We start from the raw sequence: 22,700 nt of genomic DNA, 5'->3' as shown, positions 1-22,700 counted from the left end.
TAGGGGCGCGGCCAATCGCCGCCGCCTTGCCGCGGCTTCAATCCGCGACGCATGATCCAAGAGGAAACGACGAATGATCCCGACCGGCCAGGACAGCCTCAACACCCGCTCGACGCTGGAGGCCGGGGGCAAGACCTACGCCTATTACAGCCTTGAAAAGGCCGCCGCCGCGCTCGGCGACGTGTCGCGCCTGCCGTACTCGATGAAGGTGCTGCTGGAGAACCTCCTGCGCTTCGAGGACGGGGTCACCGTTACCCATGATGATCTGAAGGCGATGGCCGACTGGCTGAAGGATCGCCGCATCAACCGCGAGATCCAGTATCGCCCGGCGCGCGTACTGATGCAGGATTTCACCGGCGTTCCTGCTGTGGTCGACCTTGCCGCGATGCGCGACGCGATGAAGTCACTGGGCGGCGACGCGCAGAAGATCAATCCGCAGGTCCCGGTCCACCTCGTGATCGACCACAGCGTCATGGTCGACGAATTCGGAACCCCTCGCGCGTTCGAGGATAACGTCGCTCTGGAATATCAGCGCAACGCCGAGCGCTACGAGTTCCTCAAGTGGGGCAGCCAGAGCTTCGACAATTTCAAGGTCGTGCCGCCGGGCACGGGCATCTGCCACCAGGTCAACCTGGAGAATATCGCGCAGACGGTGTGGACCAGCGATGACCAGAACGGCGAGACGGTCGCCTATCCCGACACGCTGGTCGGCACCGACAGCCACACGACGATGGTCAACGGCCTTGGCGTGCTCGGCTGGGGCGTCGGCGGGATCGAGGCCGAGGCCGCGATGCTCGGCCAGCCGGTCAGCATGCTGATCCCTGAAGTCGTCGGGTTCCGCCTGTCGGGCGAACTGAAGGAAGGCATCACCGCCACCGACCTGGTGCTGACGGTGACGCAGATGCTTCGCGCCAAGGGCGTCGTCGGGCGCTTCGTCGAGTTCTACGGCCCCGGTCTCGACGCGCTCAGCCTCGCCGACCGCGCGACGATCGCCAACATGGCGCCCGAATATGGTGCGACCTGCGGCTTCTTCCCGATTGACGAGCGCACGATCGACTATCTCAAGCTCACCGGCCGCGAGGACGACCGCATCGAACTGGTCCGCGCCTACGCCAAGGCGCAGGGCATGTGGCGCGACGCCTCATCGCCTGAGCCGCTGTTCACCGACACGCTCGAACTCGACATGTCGGGCGTCGAGCCGAGCCTGGCCGGGCCGAAGCGCCCGCAGGACCGCGTCCGACTGTCGGACGTCGACGAGCTGTTCAATGCCGAGCTGGAGAGCACCTACAAGAAGTCGGACGAGAAGCGCGTCGCGGTCGGGGGCGAGGATTTCGACCTTGGCCATGGCGACGTGATGATCGCCGCGATCACCAGCTGCACCAACACGTCGAACCCGTCGGTGCTGGTCGCCGCCGGCCTCGTCGCGCGCAAGGCGCGTGCGCTTGGCCTCGACAGCAAGCCGTGGGTCAAGACCAGCCTGGCGCCCGGAAGCCAGGTCGTGACCGACTATCTCGATGCCGCAGGGCTGAGCGAGGACCTCAACGCGATCGGGTTCAACCTGGTCGGATATGGTTGCACCACCTGCATCGGCAATTCGGGGCCGCTCGCGCCCGCACTGAGCTCGACCATCGCCGACCATGACCTGGTCGTCGCGTCGGTGCTGTCGGGCAACCGCAACTTCGAAGGGCGCGTGTCGCCCGACTGCCGCGCCAACTACCTCGCTTCGCCACCACTGGTCGTCGCTTATGCGCTTGCCGGGACGGTGACGAAGGACATGAACAAGACGCCGCTCGGCCAGGACCGCGAAGGCAACGACGTCTTCCTGAAGGACGTGTGGCCGACCAACGACGAGGTGCGCGCGCTGATCGACGCGCACGTGCATTCGGACATGTTCCGCGCTCGCTATGCCGACGTCTACCATGGCGACGAGCGCTGGCGGGGGATCGCGGTCAGCGGCGGCGACACCTATGCTTGGCCGGCTTCGTCAACCTACATCCAGAACCCGCCCTATTTCGAGGGCATGACGATGACGCCCAAGCCGCTGACTGACATCGACGGTGCGCGGGCACTGGCGCTGTTCGGCGATTCGATCACCACCGACCACATTTCGCCGGCGGGATCGATCAAGGTCGACAGCCCGGCGGGCAGCTACCTCAGCGAACATCAGGTGCCCCGCAGCGAATATAACAGCTACGGCGCGCGGCGCGGCAATCATCAGGTGATGATGCGCGGCACTTTCGCCAACATCCGCATTCGCAACCGCATGCTCGACGGCGTCGAGGGTGGCATGACGCGCGGTCCCGACGGCAATGTCGTGCCGATCTACGACGCAGCGATGGCGTACCAAGAGGCGGGCACGCCGCTGGTTGTGCTGGCGGGCAAGGAATATGGCACCGGATCGTCGCGCGATTGGGCGGCGAAGGGGACCATCCTGCTCGGCGTTCGCGCGGTCATCGCGGAAAGCTTCGAGCGGATCCACCGGTCGAACTTGGTCGGCATGGGCGTACTCCCGCTGCAGTTCGCGGACGGGGAAAGCGCGGCGACCTACTCGCTCGACGGGACCGAGACCTTCTCCATCGCCGGGGTTGCCGACATCCAGCCGCGGCAGGACGTGTCGGTCGAGGTGACTCGCGCCAATGGCGAGACGCTGACCATCACCGCGCGCTGCCGGATCGATACGTTCAACGAGCTTGAATATTATCGTTCGGGCGGGATTCTTCAGTACGTGCTTCGAAACCTGGCGGCATGACGCTCGACCTGTTGATGGAAGTGGTCGGGTGGATCGGGGCGATCCTGATCCTGGCCAGCTACTTCCTGCTGACCGCGGGTCGGCTCAATGCGAAGAGCCCGGTTTACCAGGCGCTGAACGTGTTCGGGGCGGCGGGCTTCATCGCTAATTCGAGCTGGAACGGCGCGTGGCCGTCGGCGATCCTGAATGTCATCTGGGTCGGGATCGGCGCGGTCGCGCTGGCCCGCATCTACTCGCGGCGGTCGGACTCAGCGAAGGCGTAAGCCGACCCACAGGGTGCGCGGCTGCGCTCGTTCGCGGGTGCCGTCGCCGCCGACGGTTGCCAGCACCTGTCGGTCGAGCAAATTTTCGACACGCGCCTCGACGGAGAGGCGCCGCGACAGGCCGACGCGCGCAAGACCGTCGAAGGTGAGCGCCGCGGGCAGGCTGCGGTCGTTGTTGTCGTCCTCGAACTGTCGGCCGACAAAGCGCGCGGTGGTGGCAAACGCGGTCCGGCCACTTTCCCAACCGAGCGATGCCGACGCGGAATGCTTGGCGACCTGTGCCGGGCGGCGGCCGTCGAGCGCGGCGGCGACGCCGTCGCTTCGCATGCGCGCGTCGGTGAACGCGTAGCTGCCGGTAACGCGCCACGGGCCGCGCTGCCAGTCGCCGTCGATTTCCAGCCCGCGGCTGCGGATCGCGTCGATGTTCTGGCGCTGGCGATAGGCGCCGCCCGCGGCCACGAAGCCGACCCCTGGAAAATTGCCGGGTCCCGAACCGAGGCTGACGTTGGCGATTGCGCCGCGCAGGCGGTTGGCGAACAGGGTGGCCGACAGGCGCGCGCCGCGCGGCGTGTAGTCGATGCCCGCCTCGACACCCCGCGAGGTTTCCGGATCGAGTTCCGGATTGGCGGCGGTGGCATCGGTGCCGGCGCGGAAGGGGCGGTAGAGTTCGTTGAGCGTCGGCAGGCGCCATCCGCGCGTGATGGCGGCGCGGAACGCGATGTCGCCGCCCAATTCCTTGCCCGCGGACAGTCGTCCCGACCCTTGCCATCCGCTGCGGTCGGCGAAGCGGTCGTCGAGCAAGAACGTCCCGGCGAGGTCGGTTTCGGTGAGCCGGCCATCCGCCATCCGCCAGCGATCGGCGCGCGCCTCGACGCCCAGAGTCCATCCGCCGCCGCGCCAGCCAAGCCCGCCGAACAGGCCGGCGACATCGTTGCGCCCGCCTGCTTCGCGCAGACGTGTCGGCGCACTGGCCATGAAGCGGAAGGCCTCGTCGGTTTCGCCGGAGACCCGCCGCCACTCGGCGCCGATCCGGGTCGTGATGTTCCCGAACGCGGGCGCGATTTCGGCGCGGGCGCCCCAGCCGGTGGCGGGGACGCGCTGGTCGAGCGTGAGGCTGGCCGAGCCGCGCCCGGCGGCGACCGCCGCGAACTGGCTGTCGAAGGTGCGGTCCTGGACGTAGGCGAGCGCCGACCAGCGGCTCGGGCCGCTGCCGACCAGCCGAAGCGAGGCGTCGGTGCCGCGCTGGCGATTGTCGCTAAAGTCTGTGCCGCGCGTACGCGTGTCGGCATAGCGCGCCAGATTGGCCTGCGCTTCGACCTTCGAGCCGATCGATTGCACGAGGCGGACGCGACCCGACGCTTGGCTGGTCGGGGCGCGCTGGTCCGCTGCCCCGCGATCGGCGGAGACGATGGGCACGAAGCCATCGGTGCGCGATCCGCTGGCCGAGAGGCTGACGAAGCCCGACGACCAGCGCGTGCCGGTGAACAGCCGGCCGTCGAGTGAGGCGCGGCTTCCTGCCGACAGCGACAGGTCGATGTCGGTGGCGTCGGGCGTGCGGCTGTCGATGTCGAGGCTGCCCGCGAGCGCGTCGATCCCGCCGCCGCGGCGAAACCGGATTTGGTCGAGGCCGTGCGGGTCGAGCGCGGCGACCGCGATCCAGCCGCCGAACGGATCGGCCTGCGGGACGCCGTCTAGGAGAAGCGAAACCCGGCTGGCGGCGTTGCCACCAAGACCGCGCAGGGTCAGCCCTTGGCTGGTGGGATGTGCCGAGCGCGAATCCGAGCGGCGGAAGGCGGCAAGCCCGGCAACGTTGCGGAGAACGTCGTCGATCCGGCCCGACGCGGCGCGGTCGAGATCGCGGCGATCGAGCGTTCCGCGCGCGGCGGGCGAATCGTTGCTTTGCAGCCCGCGTCCGGTGACGATGACGATCTGTTCGGTCGGTTGGACCGCGACCGCGACGTCAACCATCCATCCACTCCGGCCGGATCGCCGTCTCGGGGACCTCGTCAATGCGCAGGTGCGCGACCTCCAGTCCAACCTCGGGATAGCGGACGCGGACGCGCGCGTCGGGTGCGGCACCGACTGGAAGCACGAACAGCCGGCGATTGACCTTCGACCGCCAATTCATTCGCGCGGTATTTTCCTGGCCGACGAAGCAGCCCTTGGTGAAGCTGACGCCGTGAAGTTCGTCGGCGTTGCATTCGAGCCAGAGCAAGTCGCCAAGTTCGGCGCGGCCCTCGCATACCCCGAGTGACAGGCGATGCGCGAGCCAGCCGCCGGCGGGCGCGGTGGCGGGAGCAAGCCAGCGATGGCCGAGCGCGGCAAGCCGGGGATCGAGCGGGGCGTCGCCATCGCGGCTCCAGTGGACCGCGAGCGTCGCGTCCCTGGCGATCGTGATCGCGCGGCGGAGGCGGTAGATCGAAAGGCGCTTGACCAGATCGTCGGCTGCCGCGGCTTCGCAATCGAGCAGCACGTCGTCGCCGTCGGCCCACACGATGAAATCGAACAGGCATTTGCCCTGCGGGCTGAGCAGGCCGCCCCAGACCGGAAGCGCACCGGAAACGTCGGCGGTAACGAGGCCCTGAAGGAAGGAGCGAACCTCTTCCCCCGTCAGGCGGACCACGGCGCGGTCGGGGAGGGTGGTGGCGTCCATTGCGATGAGTTAGGGGCTGGGCCCGTCAAAACAAAGAGCGGAGCGTGGGAATTGGGCCAGCAAAGCATCACCATTCGTCGACCGGACGACTGGCATGTGCATTTTCGCGATGGCGCGATGCTGGCGCAGGTCGCGCCCTATACCGCGCGGACGTTCGCGCGGGCGATCGTGATGCCGAACCTGTCGCCGCCGGTGACGACCGTGGCCGCCGCCGCTGCCTATCGTTCGCGCATCTTCGAAGCGACGGCGGGGCACGACTTTACCCCGCTGATGACCGCCTACCTCACTGACGAAAGCGATCCCGACGAACTGGCGCGGGGTCATGCCGAAGGCGCGTGGGTCGCCGCCAAGCTGTACCCGGCGGGGGCGACGACCAATTCGTCGCATGGTGTAACCGACATCGCCCGCGTCTCTGCAGTGCTGGCGCGGATGGAAGCGATCGGCATGCCGCTGCTGGTCCATGGCGAGGTCACCAATGGCGACGTCGACATCTTCGACCGCGAGGCAGTGTTCATCGACCGCGTGCTGACGGGAATCGTTCGTGACTTTCCGGCGCTGAAGATCGTGTTCGAGCACATCACGACGCGCGACGCGGCGCAGTTCGTCGCCGACGCGCCCGCGACCGTCGCGGCGACGATCACGCCGCAACACGCGCTGCTCAATCGTAACGCCTTGTTCGCCGGTGGGCTTCGGCCGCACGCCTATTGCCTGCCGGTGGTGAAGCGGGAGGAGCACCGGCTGGCGGTGCGGCAGGCGGCGGTGAGCGGATCGCCCAAATTCTTTCTCGGCACCGACACTGCGCCGCATAATGTCGGCGCAAAGGAAAGCGCGTGCGGATGCGCAGGGCTGTTCAACGCGCCCTTCGCGATCGAAGCCTATGCGAGGATATTCGACGAAGAAGGCGCGATCGACCGGCTGGAAGGCTTCGCCAGCCTGCATGGCCCGGCCTTTTACGGGCTTCCGGTCAACGAGGGGTCGATCACCCTGACCCGCACACCGGCGACGGTTCCGGCGCGCATCGGCGAGGGCGAACTGGCCGTGGTGCCGTTCCTGGCCGGGGAAACGCTCGACTGGTCGGTCGCGCCCTAGGCGTCGCGACCGGTTCCGCGCTTGCCGATGATCTCGCCGAAGAATTGTTCGACCCGCGCATGGCATTCGCAGGCGCGCGCCTCCAGCCCCTCGCGGTCGAGCAGTTCGATAACGCCGCGACGGGTCGAGATCAGTCCTTCGTCCTGAAGCTGCTTGGCGGCGGCGTTGACCGAGGTGCGCTGCACCCCGAGCAGTCCGGCGAGTGCCTCCTGCGTCAGGTCGAGCCGATCACCGGCGCGATCCTGTGCGGTCAGCAGCCAGCGCGCGGCGCGGGCCTCGATCGGATGGAAGCTGTTGCAGGCTACCGTCTGCATGATCTGCGCAAGGAGATAGTCGGCATAGCGGCAGAACAGGTTGCGAAGGTGCGGCGACTGCTGCTTCGCTTCTTCGATCAGTTGCTTCGATACGCGGAGCGCCGCGCCGCCGACCATTACTTCGCCGCGAGAGAAAGCGGGAGCGTGGCCACAGCTCACGATGCCGCCGACTGCGCCCTCGCTGCCGATCGTCGCCACCTCGACCGAGCGGCCGTCCTGGAGGTCGATCATCAGCGACACGGTCGTGCGGCCGAGCGGGAACACCGAGTGGCTGACATCCTCGCCGCGGCGAAGCACCGAATCGCCGACCTCGAGCGACAATTGCTCGACGGAATCGTGGAGCGTGTCCCGAAGGTCGGTCGGAAAGGTCGCGAGCAGCCGATTGCCCGCCATCGTCATCAACAGGGAATCGTCCCCGGCGGGCCGGACCGTCTCTCTCACCACGTCACCTCGTTGCAGATGGGCGACGCGTAGGAGAGTCGCGTTGCCTCGGCCAGTAAAATGCTTTCGGACGCGTTTCGTTGCTTTGGGCGGTTGAACGGCTGCGACCTGTTCGCTAAAGCCCGCCGCCGACGCCAGTTCCCGGAGACGTGGGTGAGTGGCTGAAACCAACGCTTTGCTAAAGCGTCATACGGGAAACTGTATCGAGGGTTCGAATCCCTCCGTCTCCGCCACTGCCGACTGGGTCGGCGCCTGCCGTCGCTGCCTACAAATTAACTCAGCATCAGTTGAAGATAACGGTCGCTCGACGTGCTGCCGGCGGTTTCCTGCGCGCGGGCGCGTTGCCGGTCGGGGTTGGGCTGTTCGGCGAGCGCTTGGGTTAGTGCGGCGGCTATCGCCTGTTCGTCGCCCACCGGGACGAGCTTTCCATATTTGCCGTCCGCCAGGATCTCGCGCGGTCCAAAGGGGCAGTCAGTGCTGACGATGCGCAAGCCGGCGTGGAGCGCTTCGACCAGCACCAGTCCGAAGCCCTCGTAGCGGCTGGAGAGCGCGAACACGTCGGCCGACGCCAGGAAGGGCCATGGGTCGATGCGGAAGCCAGGCATGATGAGGCGATCGGATACGCCAAGCTCTTTGGCTAAGGCTTCTAGGTGAGGTCGGCCCTGGCCGTCGCCGACGATCATCAGGCGAGCGTTGGGGAGCAGCGCGAGGCTGCGGACCAAGTCTGGGTGGTTCTTCTCGGGCTTCATGCTCCCGATGGTGAGGATGCGCGCGCCGGGCGGGCATCCCCATAGCGCGTCGACCTCGCTCGATCGGCGGAGCGGCAGGTCGGGAAGGTCGAGCGGATTGCCGACGACTTCGAACGCGTCGCGTCCGAGGCCGCTGAGGTGGGCGAGGTCCTTAGCCGAGCCTTCGGAGATGGTCGCCCGTGCCTGCGCCCGTCCGTAGAAAGCGTGGATCGTCCAGCGCAGCAGGCGCTGCACGCCCTTGCCCTGATACTCGTGACTGAGGATGCTGTGTTCGCTGAGCACGAGGCGTGTCGGGGTCCGGGCAATGGAGCGGGCGAGTACGGCGGCCACCGTCAGCGGCCACATGAACACAAGCACCGCATGCGGCCTGGCCTGCTTGAGATAGGCGGCGAAGCGGCGCGGCACGTCACGGATGCGCGGCGCGTCGAGATCAACGACGCGGATGGCCGGATCGAGCAGGTCGCGGAGCACGCCGCCCGGCCGCATGATCACGACGTCGACGTCATGGCCTTGGCGCATAAAGGCGTTGGCGAGCGTGACGGCGACACGTTCGGCCCCGCCGCCGCCAAGGTCGGGGAGAAGCAGCGTCAGACGCCGGTCGTCCTTGTCTGCTGATGGCGGCTGCGTGCTCACCGCGCCCCAATAGGTGCTGGGTTGAGGAAGCGGAAGCATAGGTTTGGCGTCAAGCCCGCAGCGCCGCCGCGGCTTCGCGCTGCAGGGTGCGGGCGAGTTGGCTCATGCCGTTGAGGTATTGCGGCGGCACGAACTGGTCGCGGTATCCCGCCGCGGCGGCGGCGCGCAGCGTCCACATCGGGTCGACGAGGTGCGGGCGGCCGAGCGCGACGAGGTCGGCGCGGCCGGCGGTGAGGATCGCATTGGCCTGGTCGGGGTCGGTGATGTTGCCGACCGCCATCGTCGCTAGGCGTCCTTCGTTGCGAATCTTGTCGGAAAAGGGAGTCTGGAACAGGCGACCATAGACCGGCTTTGCATCGACCCAGGTCTGCCCCGCGCTGACGTCGATCAGGTCGGCGCCGGCGCGCGAAAAGGCCTGAGCAATGAGGACCGCCTCGTCGGGCGTAACGCCCTTGTCACCGGCCCAGTCGGTGGCGGAGATGCGGACCGACATCGGCCGGTCGGACGGCCATACCGCGCGCATCGCCTCGAACACCTCGAGCGGGAAGCGCAGGCGATTGTCGAGGCTGCCGCCATATTCGTCGGTGCGATGGTTGGTGAGCGGGGTGATGAAGCTGGACAGCAGGTAGCCGTGCGCGGCGTGAAGCTCGACCATGTCGAAGCCCGCGTCGATCGCCATTCGGGTCGCGGCGACGAACTGGTCGCGGACCTCGTCCATGTCGGCGCGGGTCATCGGGGTCGGCGTGGCGTTGCCCTCGCTCCACGCGACGGCGGAGGCGGCCAGCAGCGGCCAGTTTCCCTCGGTCAGGGGCGCGTCCATCGTCTGCCACCCAAGCTGGGTCGACCCCTTGCCGCCCGAATGGCCGAGTTGGAGGCAGATTTTCGATGCGCTGTGGCGATGGACCAAGTCGGTCACGCGCCGCCATGCGAGCACATGGTCGGGCATATACATGCCGGTGCAACCCGGCGTGATCCGTCCGGTCTCGGAGACGCAGGTCATTTCCGTGAAGACAAGGCCCGCGCCACCTTCCGCGCGGGCCCCATAATGCACGAGGTGGAAGTCGTTCGGCGTGCCGCCCTCGGCCGAATAGGTCGCCATCGGCGAGACGACGATGCGGTTGGGAAGCGTGAGGTCGCGCAACTTGAACGGAGCGAACATCGGCGGGGCCGACTTCTCCGCGCCGGTCGCGGTCAGCCAAAACTGGCGCTCGGCGCGGTCGAGCCAGTCGGGATCGCGCAGCCGCAGATTCTCGTGGCTGATCCGCTGCGACCGGGTGAGCAGCGAGTAAGCGAACTGCCACGGTTCGAAGGCGAGATAGCGGCCGACGGTTTCGAACCATTCGGTTGAATTGCGCGCGCTGTTCTGAAGCTTGAGCACTTCAACCGACCGCTCGGAATGGAACTCGGCCAGTGCGTCGGCGCGTGACAGTCCCGGGCGGCAGAGGACCTCGGCAAGCTTGATCGCATCTTCCAGCGCCAGCTTGGTGCCCGATCCGATCGAGAAATGCGCGCTGTGCGCGGCGTCGCCGATCAGCACGATCTTGTCGTGATGCCAGCGCTCGCACAGGATCCGGCGGAAGGTCAGCCATGCGGCCGAACCGCGCAGGTGCGCGGCGTTGCTGAGCAGCGGCTGGCCGTCCAGATAGTCGGCGAACAATTCCTCGCAGGCCGCGATCGTTTCGGCCTGGTCCATCGTGTCGAAGCCGAGCGCGGCCCACGTGTCGGGCGCGCATTCGACGATGAAGGTCGAGCAATCGTCGGCGAAGCGATAGGCGTGCGCCCACACCCAGCCCGCCGGGGTCTCGACGAAGGCGAAGGTGAAGGCGTCGAACACCTTCGGCGTGCCGAGCCAGATGAAGCGGTTGGCGCGCTCGTCGACGTCGATGCCGAACTGGTCGGCGTAGGCATCGCGGATGCGGCTGTTGATGCCGTCGGCGGCGATGACGAGGTCGTAATCGCCCCACGCGTCGAGCGCGGCGGGGCAATCGTGCTCATAATGGAGGACCGCGCCTAACTCGCGCGCTCGGGCGGCAAGGATTTCGAGCAGACGCTTGCGGCCGATGCCGATGAAGCCGTGTCCGGACGAGCGGACACACTCGCTGTGGACGTGGACCTCAATATCGTCCCAATGGGCGAATTCGTCGGAAATCGCCTGCCCCGAGACTGGATCGTTGGCGAGCAGGTTTTCGACCGTCTGGTCGGAGAAGACGACGCCCCATCCGAAGGTCACGCCCTCCGCATTGCGTTCGAACACGTGGACTTCAGCCGAGGGATCGCGCCGTTTCATCGAAATGGCGAAGTTGAGGCCGGCCGGGCCGCCACCGATGCAGGCAATCTTCATTCACGCGCTCCTTGGTAACCATCGCTAGCGTGGCGAGCAGCCCCTTGCATCCCCGCGCGGCACTTTTCCGAGTCGCGGCCGCAATGACCGGGTCGGCCGACGGGCAAGTGTCGCGATTCTTCCCAAAGTGGGACGATTGGCAAATTTTGACTCCGGCGGGCGAGTCCGAAGTTCGCGCGCCGAGTCCACGACACAGACGGACATGTCCGCCGTTAAATTCCTGATAACTGTCGAAGCTATCGCGTGAATCGATACGACCTTGTCGAAAATCCCGATTCTATTCGTGCTGTAAATAGAGGTCAGGTCATGGTCGAGCTTATCAACATCTGCAGAAAAGGGAGGCTTTAGCAAAGTCACCAAGGACGATTACTTTCAAAACGACTGATCGTTAACCAATTTGTAAACGCTTGTTAACACTCTCGGCTTCTTCGGTTAACTCCGTCTCTTGGGCCGAGGCTTGAAAGTTTTCGATTTTCAGTGTTTTCAGTCGGTTCGAGCGCGGGGGCGTTTCGATTGTTAACCGTTCGGATTATCGCCGACCGGTTAACGCCGCCCCGCACTCACGAAACCAAATGCGTCGGATTTCCGATGCAGCGGCGAAAAAGAGGGTGGCTATGCGGTACGAAGATTCTTCGCAGGCAGTTGGACAAAGCAACGACGACCAGGGCCAGAGCCCGATCGCGCGTGACGACAACGATGCCCTCGCCGCGGGCGACCGCGGTCCCGCCACCGGCAACATCATCACGGGCGAGGGCGCGCAAAGCGGTTCGCTCGGCGCCGACGTCACCGGCGGCGACGCCCGCATCACCGCGGTTCGCGGCGCCGGCGGCGAAGACAGCAACCCGGCGGGTGGCGGCTTCAACGTCAACGGCGAGTTCGGCAAGCTCAGCCTCGATGCCAACGGCAACTATCAGTACACGCCCAAGGCCGGCACGCCCGAGAACAGCCGCGACGTCTTCACCTACACGCTGGCCGACCGGCAGGGTAATAGCGACACTGCCACGCTGACCGTCGAGATCGGCAAGACGCAGGCGCAGGTGCAGGCCAATGCGCGTCAGGTCGTCGTCGGCCCCGACGGCACCGTCATCCTGCCCGCGGGCGTCGAACTGAGCGACATCATGGTCGTCGGCCGCAACCTGGTCGTCACGCTGCCCGACGGATCGCAGATGGTGATCATCGATGGCGCGGTGTTCGTGCCGCAGCTGGTGCTCGACGGCGTCGAAGTGCCTGCGACCAACCTTGCAACGCTGCTCATCGGCCAGGAAGTCCAGCCGGCAGCCGGATTCCAGCCGACCCAGTCGAGCGGCGGCAACTTTGCCGAAGTCGTTCGACCGCTCGATCCGGGCGTTCCGCTCGGCGACCTGCTTCCGCCGACCGAGATGACCTACACGCCGCCCGAAGTGCGCGAGATCTACGACGCGCTCGATCGCGAGCCGGACGTGGTCATACAGACCCCCGACCAGCCCGCCGGCGTCGAAAACGCCACCGCTTCAGTCAATGAAAACGCGCTCCCCGCGCGCGGCGGCGAACCCGCCGGTTCCAACTCGGCCTCGACCGCCGAAACCACCGTCGGCACGATCGTCATCGATTCGCCCGATTCGCCTAGCGTCGTCACCATCAACGGCATCGCTGTCACCGGCGTCGGCCAGGTTATCGCGGGCACCTATGGCTCGCTGACCATCACCAGCATTTCGTCGGGTGCGATCGGTTACAGCTACACGCTCGCCGACAACACCAACGGCGACGCGACGCAGGACCTGTTCACGGTCGTGCTAACCGACCGCGATGGCGACACCGACACCGCGACGCTGACCGTCAGCATCATCGATGACGTGCCGACCGCACGTCCCGACACCGACAGCGTCGCCGCGGGAAGCTATGCGCTCGCGACCGGCAACGTCATCACCGATGCCGCCGCGGGCGACATCGGCGACAGCGACACCAACGCTGCCGACACGGTGGGCGCCGACAACGCGACCGTGTCACTCGTCAGCGGTGCGGGTGGAAGCGACTCCAGCTTCGACGCGAGCGGCAATCTGGTCGTCAACGGCCAATATGGCGTTCTGACCATCAAGGCCGACGGCAGCTACTCCTATGCCCGGAATCCCAATTCGCCGGGCGGCGTCAACGACGTCTTCAACTACACGCTGACCGATGGCGACGGCGACACGTCGTCCTCGACCCTCACGATCTCGATTGGCGACACCGCGCCGACGCTGCGCGTGCCCGCCACGGGCGCTGGCACCCAGGTCAGCGAAGCCGGCCTGCCGATCCGCGGCACCGAGCCTGCCGGCTCGGACGAAGCCGCCGATGGCAACGGCAGCGACAATGACGTCGACAGCGAGACGACTGCGGGAACAATCAACTTCACGCAGGGCGATGCGCCCGCGACGGTCGCGATCAACGGGGTCGCGGTGACGACGGTCGGGCAGACCTTCGTCGTGACCGGCGTCGGTGTCCTCACCATCACCAGCATTGCCCCGGGCGCGATCGGCTACAGCTTCACGCTGACCGACAACACCTCGGGCGACGCGACCTCGGTCAGCTACGCGGTGTCGGTGACCGATGCCGATGGCGACGTCGCCAATGACAATCTGGTCATCCGCATTATCGACGACGTGCCCAACGCCAACGATGATTCGGTCACGCAGGCGACCGAGAACACGCGGGTGACGATCAACGTCTTCGCGAACGATGTTCCGGGTGCCGATGGCGTCGACGTGGACAATAATCCGGCAGTGGCCGTGAACTTGGTTGCGGGCTCGCTCAGCGGCAGCGGCTCCCTCGTCTACAATAATGACGGCACCTTCACCTACACGCCCGGCGCTGGCGAAGAAGGTATCGTCACCTTCCAGTATCGGATCGTCGACGGCGACGGCGACAGCGATGTCGCGACCGTGACCATCCAGCTCCAGCCGGACTCGATCCCGCTGGTCCTTATTGCGCAGGGCAGCGACACGATCGTGCACGAGGCCGGCCTACCGAGCCGGAATGGCGAGCCCGCCGGCACCGGCGAAGCAGCCGACGGCGACGGCACCGACAACGACGATCCGCGCGAACTCGCCGCGGGCACGCTGATCGTCACGACCGGCACCGACACCGTCGCCAGCCTGGTCGTGCTCGACGCCGGCGGGAACGCAGTCAACGTCACCAACGGTGGCGTGGTGCAGGGCGCCTACGGCACGTTGACGATCAGCGGCAACGCGATCGCGGGCTACACCTATAGCTACGTCCTCAGCGACAACACGTCGGGCGATGCGACGTCCGAGAATTTCGGGATCACCGTCACCGACAGCGATGGTGACACCTCGTCGACCAACCTTGTCATCACGATCGTCGACGATGCACCGATCGCGGTGAACGACACCGATTCGATCGCGTCGGGCAGCTATGGCCCGGCGGTCGGCAACGTCATCACCGACGCCGAGGGCGACGGCGGCAAGGACAATGTCGGCGCCGACAATGCGACCGTCTCGGGCATTGCCAGCAACAACGTGCCTGCGAACAGCGATACCAGCTTCACCGCGGGCAACCTGGTGGTGAACGGCCAATATGGCGTGCTGACGATCGCCGCCGACGGCAGCTACTCCTATGTCCGCAACGCGGGCACGCCGGGCGGCGTCAGCGACGTGTTCACTTACACGCTGACCGACGGCGACGGCGATTCGACCAACGCCACGCTGACGATTTCGATTGCCGACAGCGGCGTAACGCTGGACGCTCCCGACCAGGGCGAAGCCGGCACCGTGGTGTCGGAAGTCGGCCTCCCGACGCGCAACGGCGGCGAGCCCGCCGGCACCGGCGAAGCCGCCGACGGCAACAGCAGCGACAATGATGACGGCAGCGAGACCACCACCGGCGTGATCTCCTTCAACGCGCCCGATGGCCCCGCGACGGTGACTATCGACGGCGTGGCCGTGACCGGTACGGTCGGGCAGACCTTCGTTGGCGCCTTCGGCACGCTGACCATCACCAGCTACAACGCCGCGACGGGCCAGATCGGTTACAGCTACACGCTGGCCGACAATACGTCGGGCGACGCGACGTTCGACGACTTCGCGATCCAGATCACCGACCAGGACGGCGACGTCGCCAGCGACACGCTGGTCATCCAGATCATCGACGATGCGCCGATCGCGATCGACGACGTTGACAGCGTCGGCGAAGACAGCCTGATCGCCGCAGACGGCAACGTCCTGACGGGCATCGGCGGGACCGACGGCAATGCGACCGACGGCGTTCGCGACAATGTCGGTGCGGACAATGCGGTCGTCTCGGCGGTTGCGTTCGGCGCGACGGTCGGCGCGCTCGGCACGCCGCTCGCGGGTGCTTATGGACAGCTCGTCCTCAACGCGAACGGCAGCTACAGCTATGCCGTCAATTCCGGCCTGCCCGCAGTGCAGGGCCTCGACGACGGTGAGACGCTGACCGAAGTCTTCACCTACACCATCGTCGATGGCGACGGCGACGTCGATACCGCGACGCTGACGATCACGATCAACGGCGCGAACGACGCGCCGGTGGCGGTGTCGTCGGCAGTGACCGTGTCCGAAGAAGGCCTTCCCGGCGGCAACCCCGACACGACGGGCGCGCCGACCGACACCACCAATAGCGCGACCGCCAGCGGCGTGATCACCATCAGCGACGCCGACGGCGAACCGCTGACGGTCACGCTCGGGATCCCCGCGGGTGCTTACACCTCCGATGGCGTTCCGGTGACCTGGGCGCTGAGCGGCAATGGCCAGGTTCTGACCGGTTCGGCCGGGGGCGTTCCTGTCGTCACCGTCACGATCGACAACACGGGCGCATACACAGTCGTCCTGTCGGGTCCGCTCGACCACGCCAATGCGGCCGTGGAAGACCTCGCCGGGATCGTCATCCCGGTGAGCGTCAGCGACGGAACGGTCACCACCCCGGCGACGATCACGTTGACGGTCGAGGACGACTCGCCGCTGGTCACGCGCAGCACGACCGGGCTGCCGACGCTCAACGTCGACGAGACCAATCTTGCCCAGAACGCCACTGCCAGCTTCGCGAACGCGTTCAGCGTCAGCTATGGCGGCGACGGCGCCGGCAGCCTCGTCTACTCGCTGGGAATCAGCGCGGCGGGTGCCAATTCGGGCCTGATCGACACCGCGACGGGGCAGGCGATCCTGCTTTACGTCACTGCCGGTGGCGTGGTCGAAGGCCGCGTCGGCAGCGCCGCGGGACCAATCGCCTTTGCGATCGGCGTCAACGCCACTGGCAACGTCACGCTCGACCAGATCCGCGCCGTGTTCCACGATCCCAACCTGTCGGCAAATGACGTCGAAGGACTGGCGGCCGCCAACCTCGTCACGCTGACCGCGACCGCAACCGATGCCGACGGCGACAGCGAAGGCGAGACCATTGCGATCGGCGGACAGCTGACCTTTACCGACGACGGCCCGGCGATCACCACGAGCGTGACCGACGGCAACACGGTGACGCTGACCACGCAGGATGCGGAAACCGACGGTGTCCCGACTGACCAGGACGTCGCGACCTCAACCGCCAACTTCGGCGGCGCTTTCGGCATCACTTCGTCGAGCTATGGCGCCGACGGAGCGGGCACGACCAGCTGGAACTTCAACTTCACCGTCGCCAACAGCGTGTCTGGCCTCAGCTCGAATGGCGCGGCGATCAACCTCTATCTGATCGGTGGCGTCGTGGTCGGTTCGACCGCGGGCAGCGCCGGCGCGGTGACCGCGGGCAACACGATCTTCACGATCGGGGTCAATGCGACCTCTGGCGTGGTGACGCTGACCCAGTTCGCCGAGATCGACCATGCGCTCCCCGGTTCGGGCAGCAACTATGACGCGCAGCTCGCGCTGCTCGGCAACGGGCTGGTGATCCTTAACGGCACTGCGACGATCGTCGACAAGGACGGGGACAGCGCAAGCTCGACCCAAAGCCTCGACCTTGGCGGCAACATCCGCTTTGCCGACGACGGCCCTGCGGTGACGCCGACCGGCGCGCCGGTGCCGGTGCTCAACGTCGACGAAACCAATCTTGCCCTCAACGCCAGCGGTAGCTTCGCCGGTCTGTTCACGATTGCCTATGGCGCCGATGGCCCGGGCACGACCGCTTACGCGCTGAGCGTGTCGGCGGCAGGCGCCAATTCGGGCCTGATCGACACCGCCACCGGCCAGGCGATCCTGCTCTACGTCAACGGCAGCGGCGTGGTCGAAGGCCGCGTCGGCAGCGCACTTGGTGCAATCGCCTTCACGGTTAGCGTGGACGCGGCGGGAACGGTCACCCTCGACCAGATCCGTGCAGTGATCCACGATCCCAACGTCACCGCCAACGATGTCGAAGGGCTGGCCGCGGCCAACCTCGTCACCCTGACCGCGACGGTCACCGATGGCGACGGCGACGTCGATAGCGAGACGGTCAACATCGGTGGCGGTCTTACCTTTACCGACGATGGTCCGACGATCAGCGCGGTGGCGGCGCCGGACGCCTTGCAGGTCGATGAAACCAACCTTGCACTCAACGCGACCGCGAACTTCGCCGACAACTTCACCAGCGCCTACGGCGCGGACGGAGCGGGCACGACTGTCTACAGCGTGACGATCAGCGCCACTGGCGCCAATTCCGGCCTGATCGATACGGCCACCGGTCAGGCGATCCTGCTTTACGTCAACGCCAGTGGCGTGGTCGAAGGCCGCGTCGGCAGCGCGGCGGGGCCGATCGCCTTTACCGTGTCGATCAATGCCGCGGGCACGGTCACGCTCGACCAGCTTCGTGCGATCGTCCACACCCCCGACACCGGACCCGACCAGGTTGCGACGCTGAGCGCCGCGAACCTGATCAGCGTTGTGGCGACGATCACCGACAAGGATGGCGACGTTGCGTCGTCGAGCATCGGCATCGGCACTTCGATCAGCTTCCGCGACGACGGACCTTCTGCAACCAACGATACTGACGCGATCGCGGTCGGGTCGAACGGTCCGGCGACCGGCAACGTCCTGACTGGCGCTGAAGTGGCAGTGGCCGAGGATGGCAATGCGAGCGACGGCAACGCCGACGCGCCGGGTGCCGATGGCGGCCGCATCAGCTTCATCGACAACAGCCAGAATGCGGCGCCCGGCGTCGCAGTCCCGGCTGGCGGATCGACGACGATTGCCGGCCAGTTTGGCACGCTGACGATCTTCGCCAATGGCGACTACAGTTATGCCCGCACCCCCGGTGCCGGCGGTGGCCAGAACGAAGTCTTCACCTACACGCTCACCGACGGCGACGGCGACAGCGTCACCGCGACGCTGACCATCTCGATCGGCGACAACGTGCCGACGGCGGGCAACGTCAACGTCCAGCTTGACGACGACGCGCTGCCGGGCGGCAATCCGAATGGCACCGGCGACGATCCCAACTCCGTCAATGCCAGCGGCACGCTGCCCGGTTCGGGCGGTGACGGCACGCTGACCTTCTCGGTCAGCACCGCCGGCGCTCCGGCAGGCTTCACTTACGTGTCGGGCGGCGCGGGCGTGGTCGTGGTCCAGCAGGGCGGGACCACCGTCCTGACGGTCACGGTCAATGCCAATGGCACCTACTCGGTGGTCCAGAACGCACCGATCATGCACACCGCAGGTAGCGACGAGAACAATGCGACCTTCACGGTCAACTACACCGTCACCGACGCTGACGGCGATCCGGCGCCGGGCACGATCAGCATCAACGTCGACGACGACACGCCGATCGTGAATGTGACGCAGACCAACGAAGGCGGCATCCTGCTGACGACGCAGGACGCGGAGACCGACGGCATTCCGACCGCGGAAGACACGGCGGTTTCCACCGCGAACTTCGGCGGTGTGTTCCAGCTTTCGTCGTCACCGGGTGCGGATGGCGGCACCGCGACCCCGATCGCCTACACCTTGGCGGTGACGTCGGCGGTGTCGGGGCTGTCCAGCCACGGCGTCGCGATCAATCTCTACAACGTCGGCGGGGTGATCTACGGATCGACCGCCCTGTCGGCACCGACCGGCGCGGCCGACCCGGCGGTGGTGTTCTCGATCGCCGTGAACGGTTTGGGCGTGGTCACGCTGACCCAGTATCAGCAGGTCGATCACTCGGTAGAAGGCGTGACGACAGCGCCATTCGACGATCAGTTCGCGATCCTTGCCAACGGCAAGATCTCGCTGACTGCGTCGTCCAGCCTGACGGACGGCGACGGCGACGTCGCGACGGACTCGGAAGTCATCGACCTGGGCGGCAACATCCGTTTCGCCGACGACGGCCCGGTCGCCACCAACGACAGCGTCAACCAGACGACCGAGAACGCGCCGATCACTTTCGGCGTCTTCGGCAACGATCAGTTCGGCGCCGATGGGGTCGACACCGACAATAATCCGACGGTCAACGTCACCTTCACCCAGCCATCGCAGGGCACCGTGACCTATAACGCCGCCACGGGGCAGTTCACCTTCACCCCGGTTGCGGGCCAGCAGGGTAACCCGACCTTCACCTACACGATCACCGACTTTGACGGGGATACGTCGACGGCGACGGTCACGCTGAACCTGATCCCGGATTCCACGCCGACGGCGGCAGATAATGTCGCGGCGGTCGATGACGATGGGCTGGCGGGCGGCAACGCGGCCAGCACGAACGGCGACCTCAACGCCAACGCGCTCGAGGAAGCACCGGTCAATCCGAGCGAAGCCATCTATCACGGCAAGTTCACGGCCACGACCGGCGGCGATACGGTCGCCAGCTTCAGCCTTGCCGGCATGGGCGGGACGAGCGGAACGGTCGGGACCGAAACCGTCAATTACACCTGGAATGCGGGCACCAACACGCTCAATGCAACCGGGCCGCGCGGCCTGCTGTTCACCGTTCAGGTAAACCCGACAACGGGCGACTATACCGTCACACTGGTCGACAACGTCCTTCACGCCGCAGGCGCGGCCGAGAATGACGCGATCGCCAACCTGACCTTCCGCGTCACCGACAGCGACGGCGATTTCGACGACGCCAATCTCGCGATCACGTTCGACGACGACATGCCATCGCCGTTCACGCCGACCTCGGTCGCGTCGCTCAACGGGAACAGCGCACCGATCACGGCGCCGCTCAACCTTACGATCGGGGCCGACGGGTATGGAACGCTTGTGTTCGACATCACCAACGGCCAGGTCGCGACCGACCTCAACGGCAACGTGCTCCGCGTCGGCAGCCAGCAATTGTACCTGTTTGGCGACGGCACGGGCACGATCCGCGCGACGACCGACAGCACGGGTGTGGCGGGCACAATCGGTTACACGGTCACGCTCGATCCGGTGACGGGCACCTACACCTTCGACGTTAACTCGGTGATTTCCAACGGCACCGAAACGTCGTTCACCGATCTTGCCAACACCAAGTCGGGCAACGTCGGAATCCGGACGCTGGGCGCCGACAACGGGACCAACAATCCAGGCGATATCGACATCCTGCTGTCGGGCCGCAGTGCCGGCGGCGGGCAGGGCACCGTCAACAGCAGCCAGACCGGTATCGGCGTCGACAGCCAAGCGATCAATCCCGGCGCCGCGCTTCGGATCGACATCGTCACCGGCATCACGACGGACGCGGGTCAGCCGACCGGCTTCTCCTATGCCGGCCACTATGAGACGACGCACTTCGAACAGTTGGTGTCGCAGACCCAGTCGGGCGCGGCGGTCGACATCCTCGTCAATGCAATCCTTGCGGACGACGACCAGAACCTGCCCCGGACGACCGGAACGCTGGCGGCCGACGGCGAAGTGCTCGTCGCGATCACCAAGGTCTATGTCGATCCGAATGGCGCGGGGGTCGAGCAGAGCCTCGACATCACAGGCCTGGCCGTCGGGTCGACCACCGCGATCGGTACGACCGGCGTATCGGTGACGAAAAACGCCAACGGGTCGGTGACGTTCGTCGGGATGCAGGCCGGCGACCAGTACGGCATCGACACCGCGACCGATTTCAACGCGGTCCTCGTCGAGCACCCGGGCAACATCAACAAGTCCTTCGATCTCAACATCTTCTCTGTGGGATCGACCAGCGCCGGCACGCCAATCGACCAGAACTTCACGGTCGTCGGAACCGACGCGGACGGCGACAGTGTCACGTCACAGGTGCAGACAACGATCATTCCGCTGTTCGCCGGCAGCTCGGCCGGCGACGGCAGCGGGAATGTCATCAACGGCAACGGCGACAACAATACCATTGCCGGGAACGGCGGCGATGACACGCTCAACGGGTTCGGCGGAAACGACTTCCTGTACGGCAACGGCGGCAACGATCTGCTCGACGGCGGCGCCAACGACGACGTCCTGCGGGGCGGGGTCGGCGCGGATTCGCTGACGGGTGGCACCGGCGTGGACACGTTCATCCTCAGCAATGCGGCGATCACCAACGGGCCGGGCAACGTCGATATCATCAACGACTACACCGCTGGCGAGATCATCGACATCACCGAGATCTTGAGCGTGACCGCCGCGACCAATGTCGTAACCGGCCAGTTCCTCCGGCTCACCACGACCGGCCTGCTGCAGGTCGACGTCGACGGTGGCGGGAACAACTGGCAGACAGTTTCGACGGTCAACACCGGCGTCAATACGACCATCCGCTACGACCTCTCCGATGGATCGACCCAGACGGTCATCCTGACGCCGGTAGTCGCACCCGCGACGCTGATTGCGACGACAAGCAATTCGGCGCCCGACAGCAGCTTCATCGGGGGCTTCCGCACGCTGGAAGAAGCGCGGGTTGCGGCAAACGTCAACACGGCGGTGATGGCGGGTGCCATCGCGACGGTCGGCCTTGCCGCCCCGGTGGCAGCCGAGGATCTAGGTGACGCATCGTCGCAAACGACGAACTCGATCACCGACATGCAGGTGTCGAAAGTCGCGGCCGACCACCTCGATGGCAATGACGGCAGCGGGTCGATCAATCGCCTGTCGACCGACACGATCGATCAGTCCGAAGCCATTGCGGCGCCGGACGGCAGCGGACGCTCCGGCGACCGTGGCGGCGACGCCGCGACGTTCGATGCGGCCGCCGGCCACGCCGCCGGTACGCCCGATCATGCAGCGAACGACGTCGATCAGGGTCCGGCAAACGACATGTCGCCCGCCAGCCTGGTCGCCCCGTCGATCGCGATGCCGTCGGCCGAAGTGCTTGCGTCGGCAGGGTTAGCGCCCGAGTCGAAGGTGAACGGTCTGGTGGAGAAGATCCTCGCCGACGCCCTTGCCGGAAACGAGCATGGGCAAGCGGTCGACGCGCTCATCGATGCCGCGGTCGGCGATGCCGGCCAGGGCGCGGGTCATGCGCTGGCAAGCCCGATGGTCGAGCACGTGCCGGCCTGGGACATGGGCGCAGGCGAGGCTGGCGCTCCGATCGCCGACATGATGTTCAAGATGGATGCCATGCAGCTCCATCATGACGCGGTTCAGCCGGCAGTTAACGGCTAACCCAATCGGGTC

The 22,700-nt window shown here is 66.4% G+C and carries 9 protein-coding genes and 1 tRNA gene; 5 read left to right on the top strand and 5 right to left on the bottom strand.

Going from position 1 to position 22,700, the window contains the following annotated elements:
- Positions 1-73: 73 nt before the first annotated feature.
- Together acnA and SH584_RS06110 are read left to right on the top strand one after the other, a co-directional pair.
- Positions 74-2,749 (top strand): aconitate hydratase AcnA, encoded by a 2,676-nt coding sequence (gene acnA, locus SH584_RS06115; protein ID WP_324809379.1) that lies wholly within the window; start codon positions 74-76, stop codon positions 2,747-2,749.
- Positions 2,746-3,012 carry a CBU_0592 family membrane protein gene (locus tag SH584_RS06110; RefSeq protein WP_324809377.1) on the top strand — a complete coding sequence of 89 codons (267 nt, stop codon included), beginning with the start codon at positions 2,746-2,748 and terminating at the stop codon, positions 3,010-3,012. The genes acnA and SH584_RS06110 overlap by 4 nt, the downstream gene beginning before the upstream one ends.
- On the opposite strand, the gene SH584_RS06105 is transcribed toward SH584_RS06110, so the two are convergent.
- The gene (locus tag SH584_RS06105) at positions 2,998-4,980 is read right to left on the bottom strand and encodes a TonB-dependent receptor (protein ID WP_324809375.1); all 1,983 of its coding nucleotides are present in this window, start codon (positions 4,978-4,980) and stop codon (positions 2,998-3,000) included. The genes SH584_RS06110 and SH584_RS06105 overlap by 15 nt on opposite strands.
- The gene (gene ygfZ, locus SH584_RS06100) at positions 4,973-5,665 is read right to left on the bottom strand and encodes a CAF17-like 4Fe-4S cluster assembly/insertion protein YgfZ (protein WP_324809373.1); all 693 of its coding nucleotides are present in this window, start codon (positions 5,663-5,665) and stop codon (positions 4,973-4,975) included. Before ygfZ ends, SH584_RS06105 begins: the two co-directional genes overlap by 8 nt.
- 51 nt (positions 5,666-5,716) lie before the next feature.
- Between ygfZ and pyrC the strand changes: the two genes are divergently transcribed.
- On the top strand, positions 5,717-6,754 hold the full coding sequence (pyrC, locus tag SH584_RS06095) for a dihydroorotase (protein WP_324809371.1): 1,038 nt from the start codon (positions 5,717-5,719) through the stop codon (positions 6,752-6,754).
- Here pyrC and SH584_RS06090 read toward each other — a convergent pair.
- Entirely contained in the window at positions 6,751-7,509 is a 759-nt protein-coding gene (locus SH584_RS06090) for a Crp/Fnr family transcriptional regulator (RefSeq protein WP_324809369.1), read from the bottom strand. The genes pyrC and SH584_RS06090 overlap by 4 nt on opposite strands.
- Positions 7,510-7,652: 143 nt before the next feature.
- On the opposite strand from SH584_RS06090, the gene SH584_RS06085 reads away from it, so the two are divergent.
- Positions 7,653-7,742 (top strand) — tRNA-Ser (locus SH584_RS06085).
- 39 nt (positions 7,743-7,781) lie between these two features.
- Here the strand turns inward: SH584_RS06085 and SH584_RS06080 are convergent.
- Together SH584_RS06080 and SH584_RS06075 are read right to left on the bottom strand one after the other, a co-directional pair.
- A complete protein-coding gene (locus tag SH584_RS06080; RefSeq protein WP_324809367.1) occupies positions 7,782-8,891 on the bottom strand; it encodes a glycosyltransferase in 1,110 nt (369 codons plus the stop codon).
- A gap of 49 nt (positions 8,892-8,940) precedes the next feature.
- Complete coding sequence (locus SH584_RS06075; protein ID WP_324809365.1) at positions 8,941-11,232, bottom strand: bifunctional salicylyl-CoA 5-hydroxylase/oxidoreductase; 2,292 nt, start codon at positions 11,230-11,232, stop codon at positions 8,941-8,943.
- A gap of 614 nt (positions 11,233-11,846) precedes the next feature.
- On the opposite strand from SH584_RS06075, the gene SH584_RS06070 reads away from it, so the two are divergent.
- Positions 11,847-22,688, top strand: coding sequence for a beta strand repeat-containing protein (locus SH584_RS06070; protein ID WP_324809363.1), 10,842 nt, complete (start codon positions 11,847-11,849; stop codon positions 22,686-22,688).
- Positions 22,689-22,700: the final 12 nt, after the last annotated feature.

It is taken from the genome of Sphingomonas sp. LY29 (assembly GCF_035593985.1).
Taxonomy (GTDB): Bacteria; Pseudomonadota; Alphaproteobacteria; order Sphingomonadales; family Sphingomonadaceae; genus Sphingomicrobium.
The sequence above is the reverse complement of the archived record's forward strand: the minus strand, read 5'-3'. Positions and strand labels throughout refer to the sequence as shown.

Excerpts from the sequence above, each read along its gene's own strand:
- acnA (WP_324809379.1), top strand. The coding sequence starts at position 74 with ATGATCCCGACCGGCCAGGACAGCCTCAACACCCGCTCGACGCTGGAG.
- SH584_RS06110 (WP_324809377.1), top strand. The coding sequence starts at position 2,746 with ATGACGCTCGACCTGTTGATGGAAGTGGTCGGGTGGATCGGGGCGATC.
- SH584_RS06105 (WP_324809375.1), bottom strand. The coding sequence starts at position 4,980 with ATGGTTGACGTCGCGGTCGCGGTCCAACCGACCGAACAGATCGTCATC.
- ygfZ (WP_324809373.1), bottom strand. The coding sequence starts at position 5,665 with ATGGACGCCACCACCCTCCCCGACCGCGCCGTGGTCCGCCTGACGGGG.
- SH584_RS06075 (WP_324809365.1), bottom strand. The coding sequence starts at position 11,232 with ATGAAGATTGCCTGCATCGGTGGCGGCCCGGCCGGCCTCAACTTCGCC.
- SH584_RS06070 (WP_324809363.1), top strand. The coding sequence starts at position 11,847 with ATGCGGTACGAAGATTCTTCGCAGGCAGTTGGACAAAGCAACGACGAC.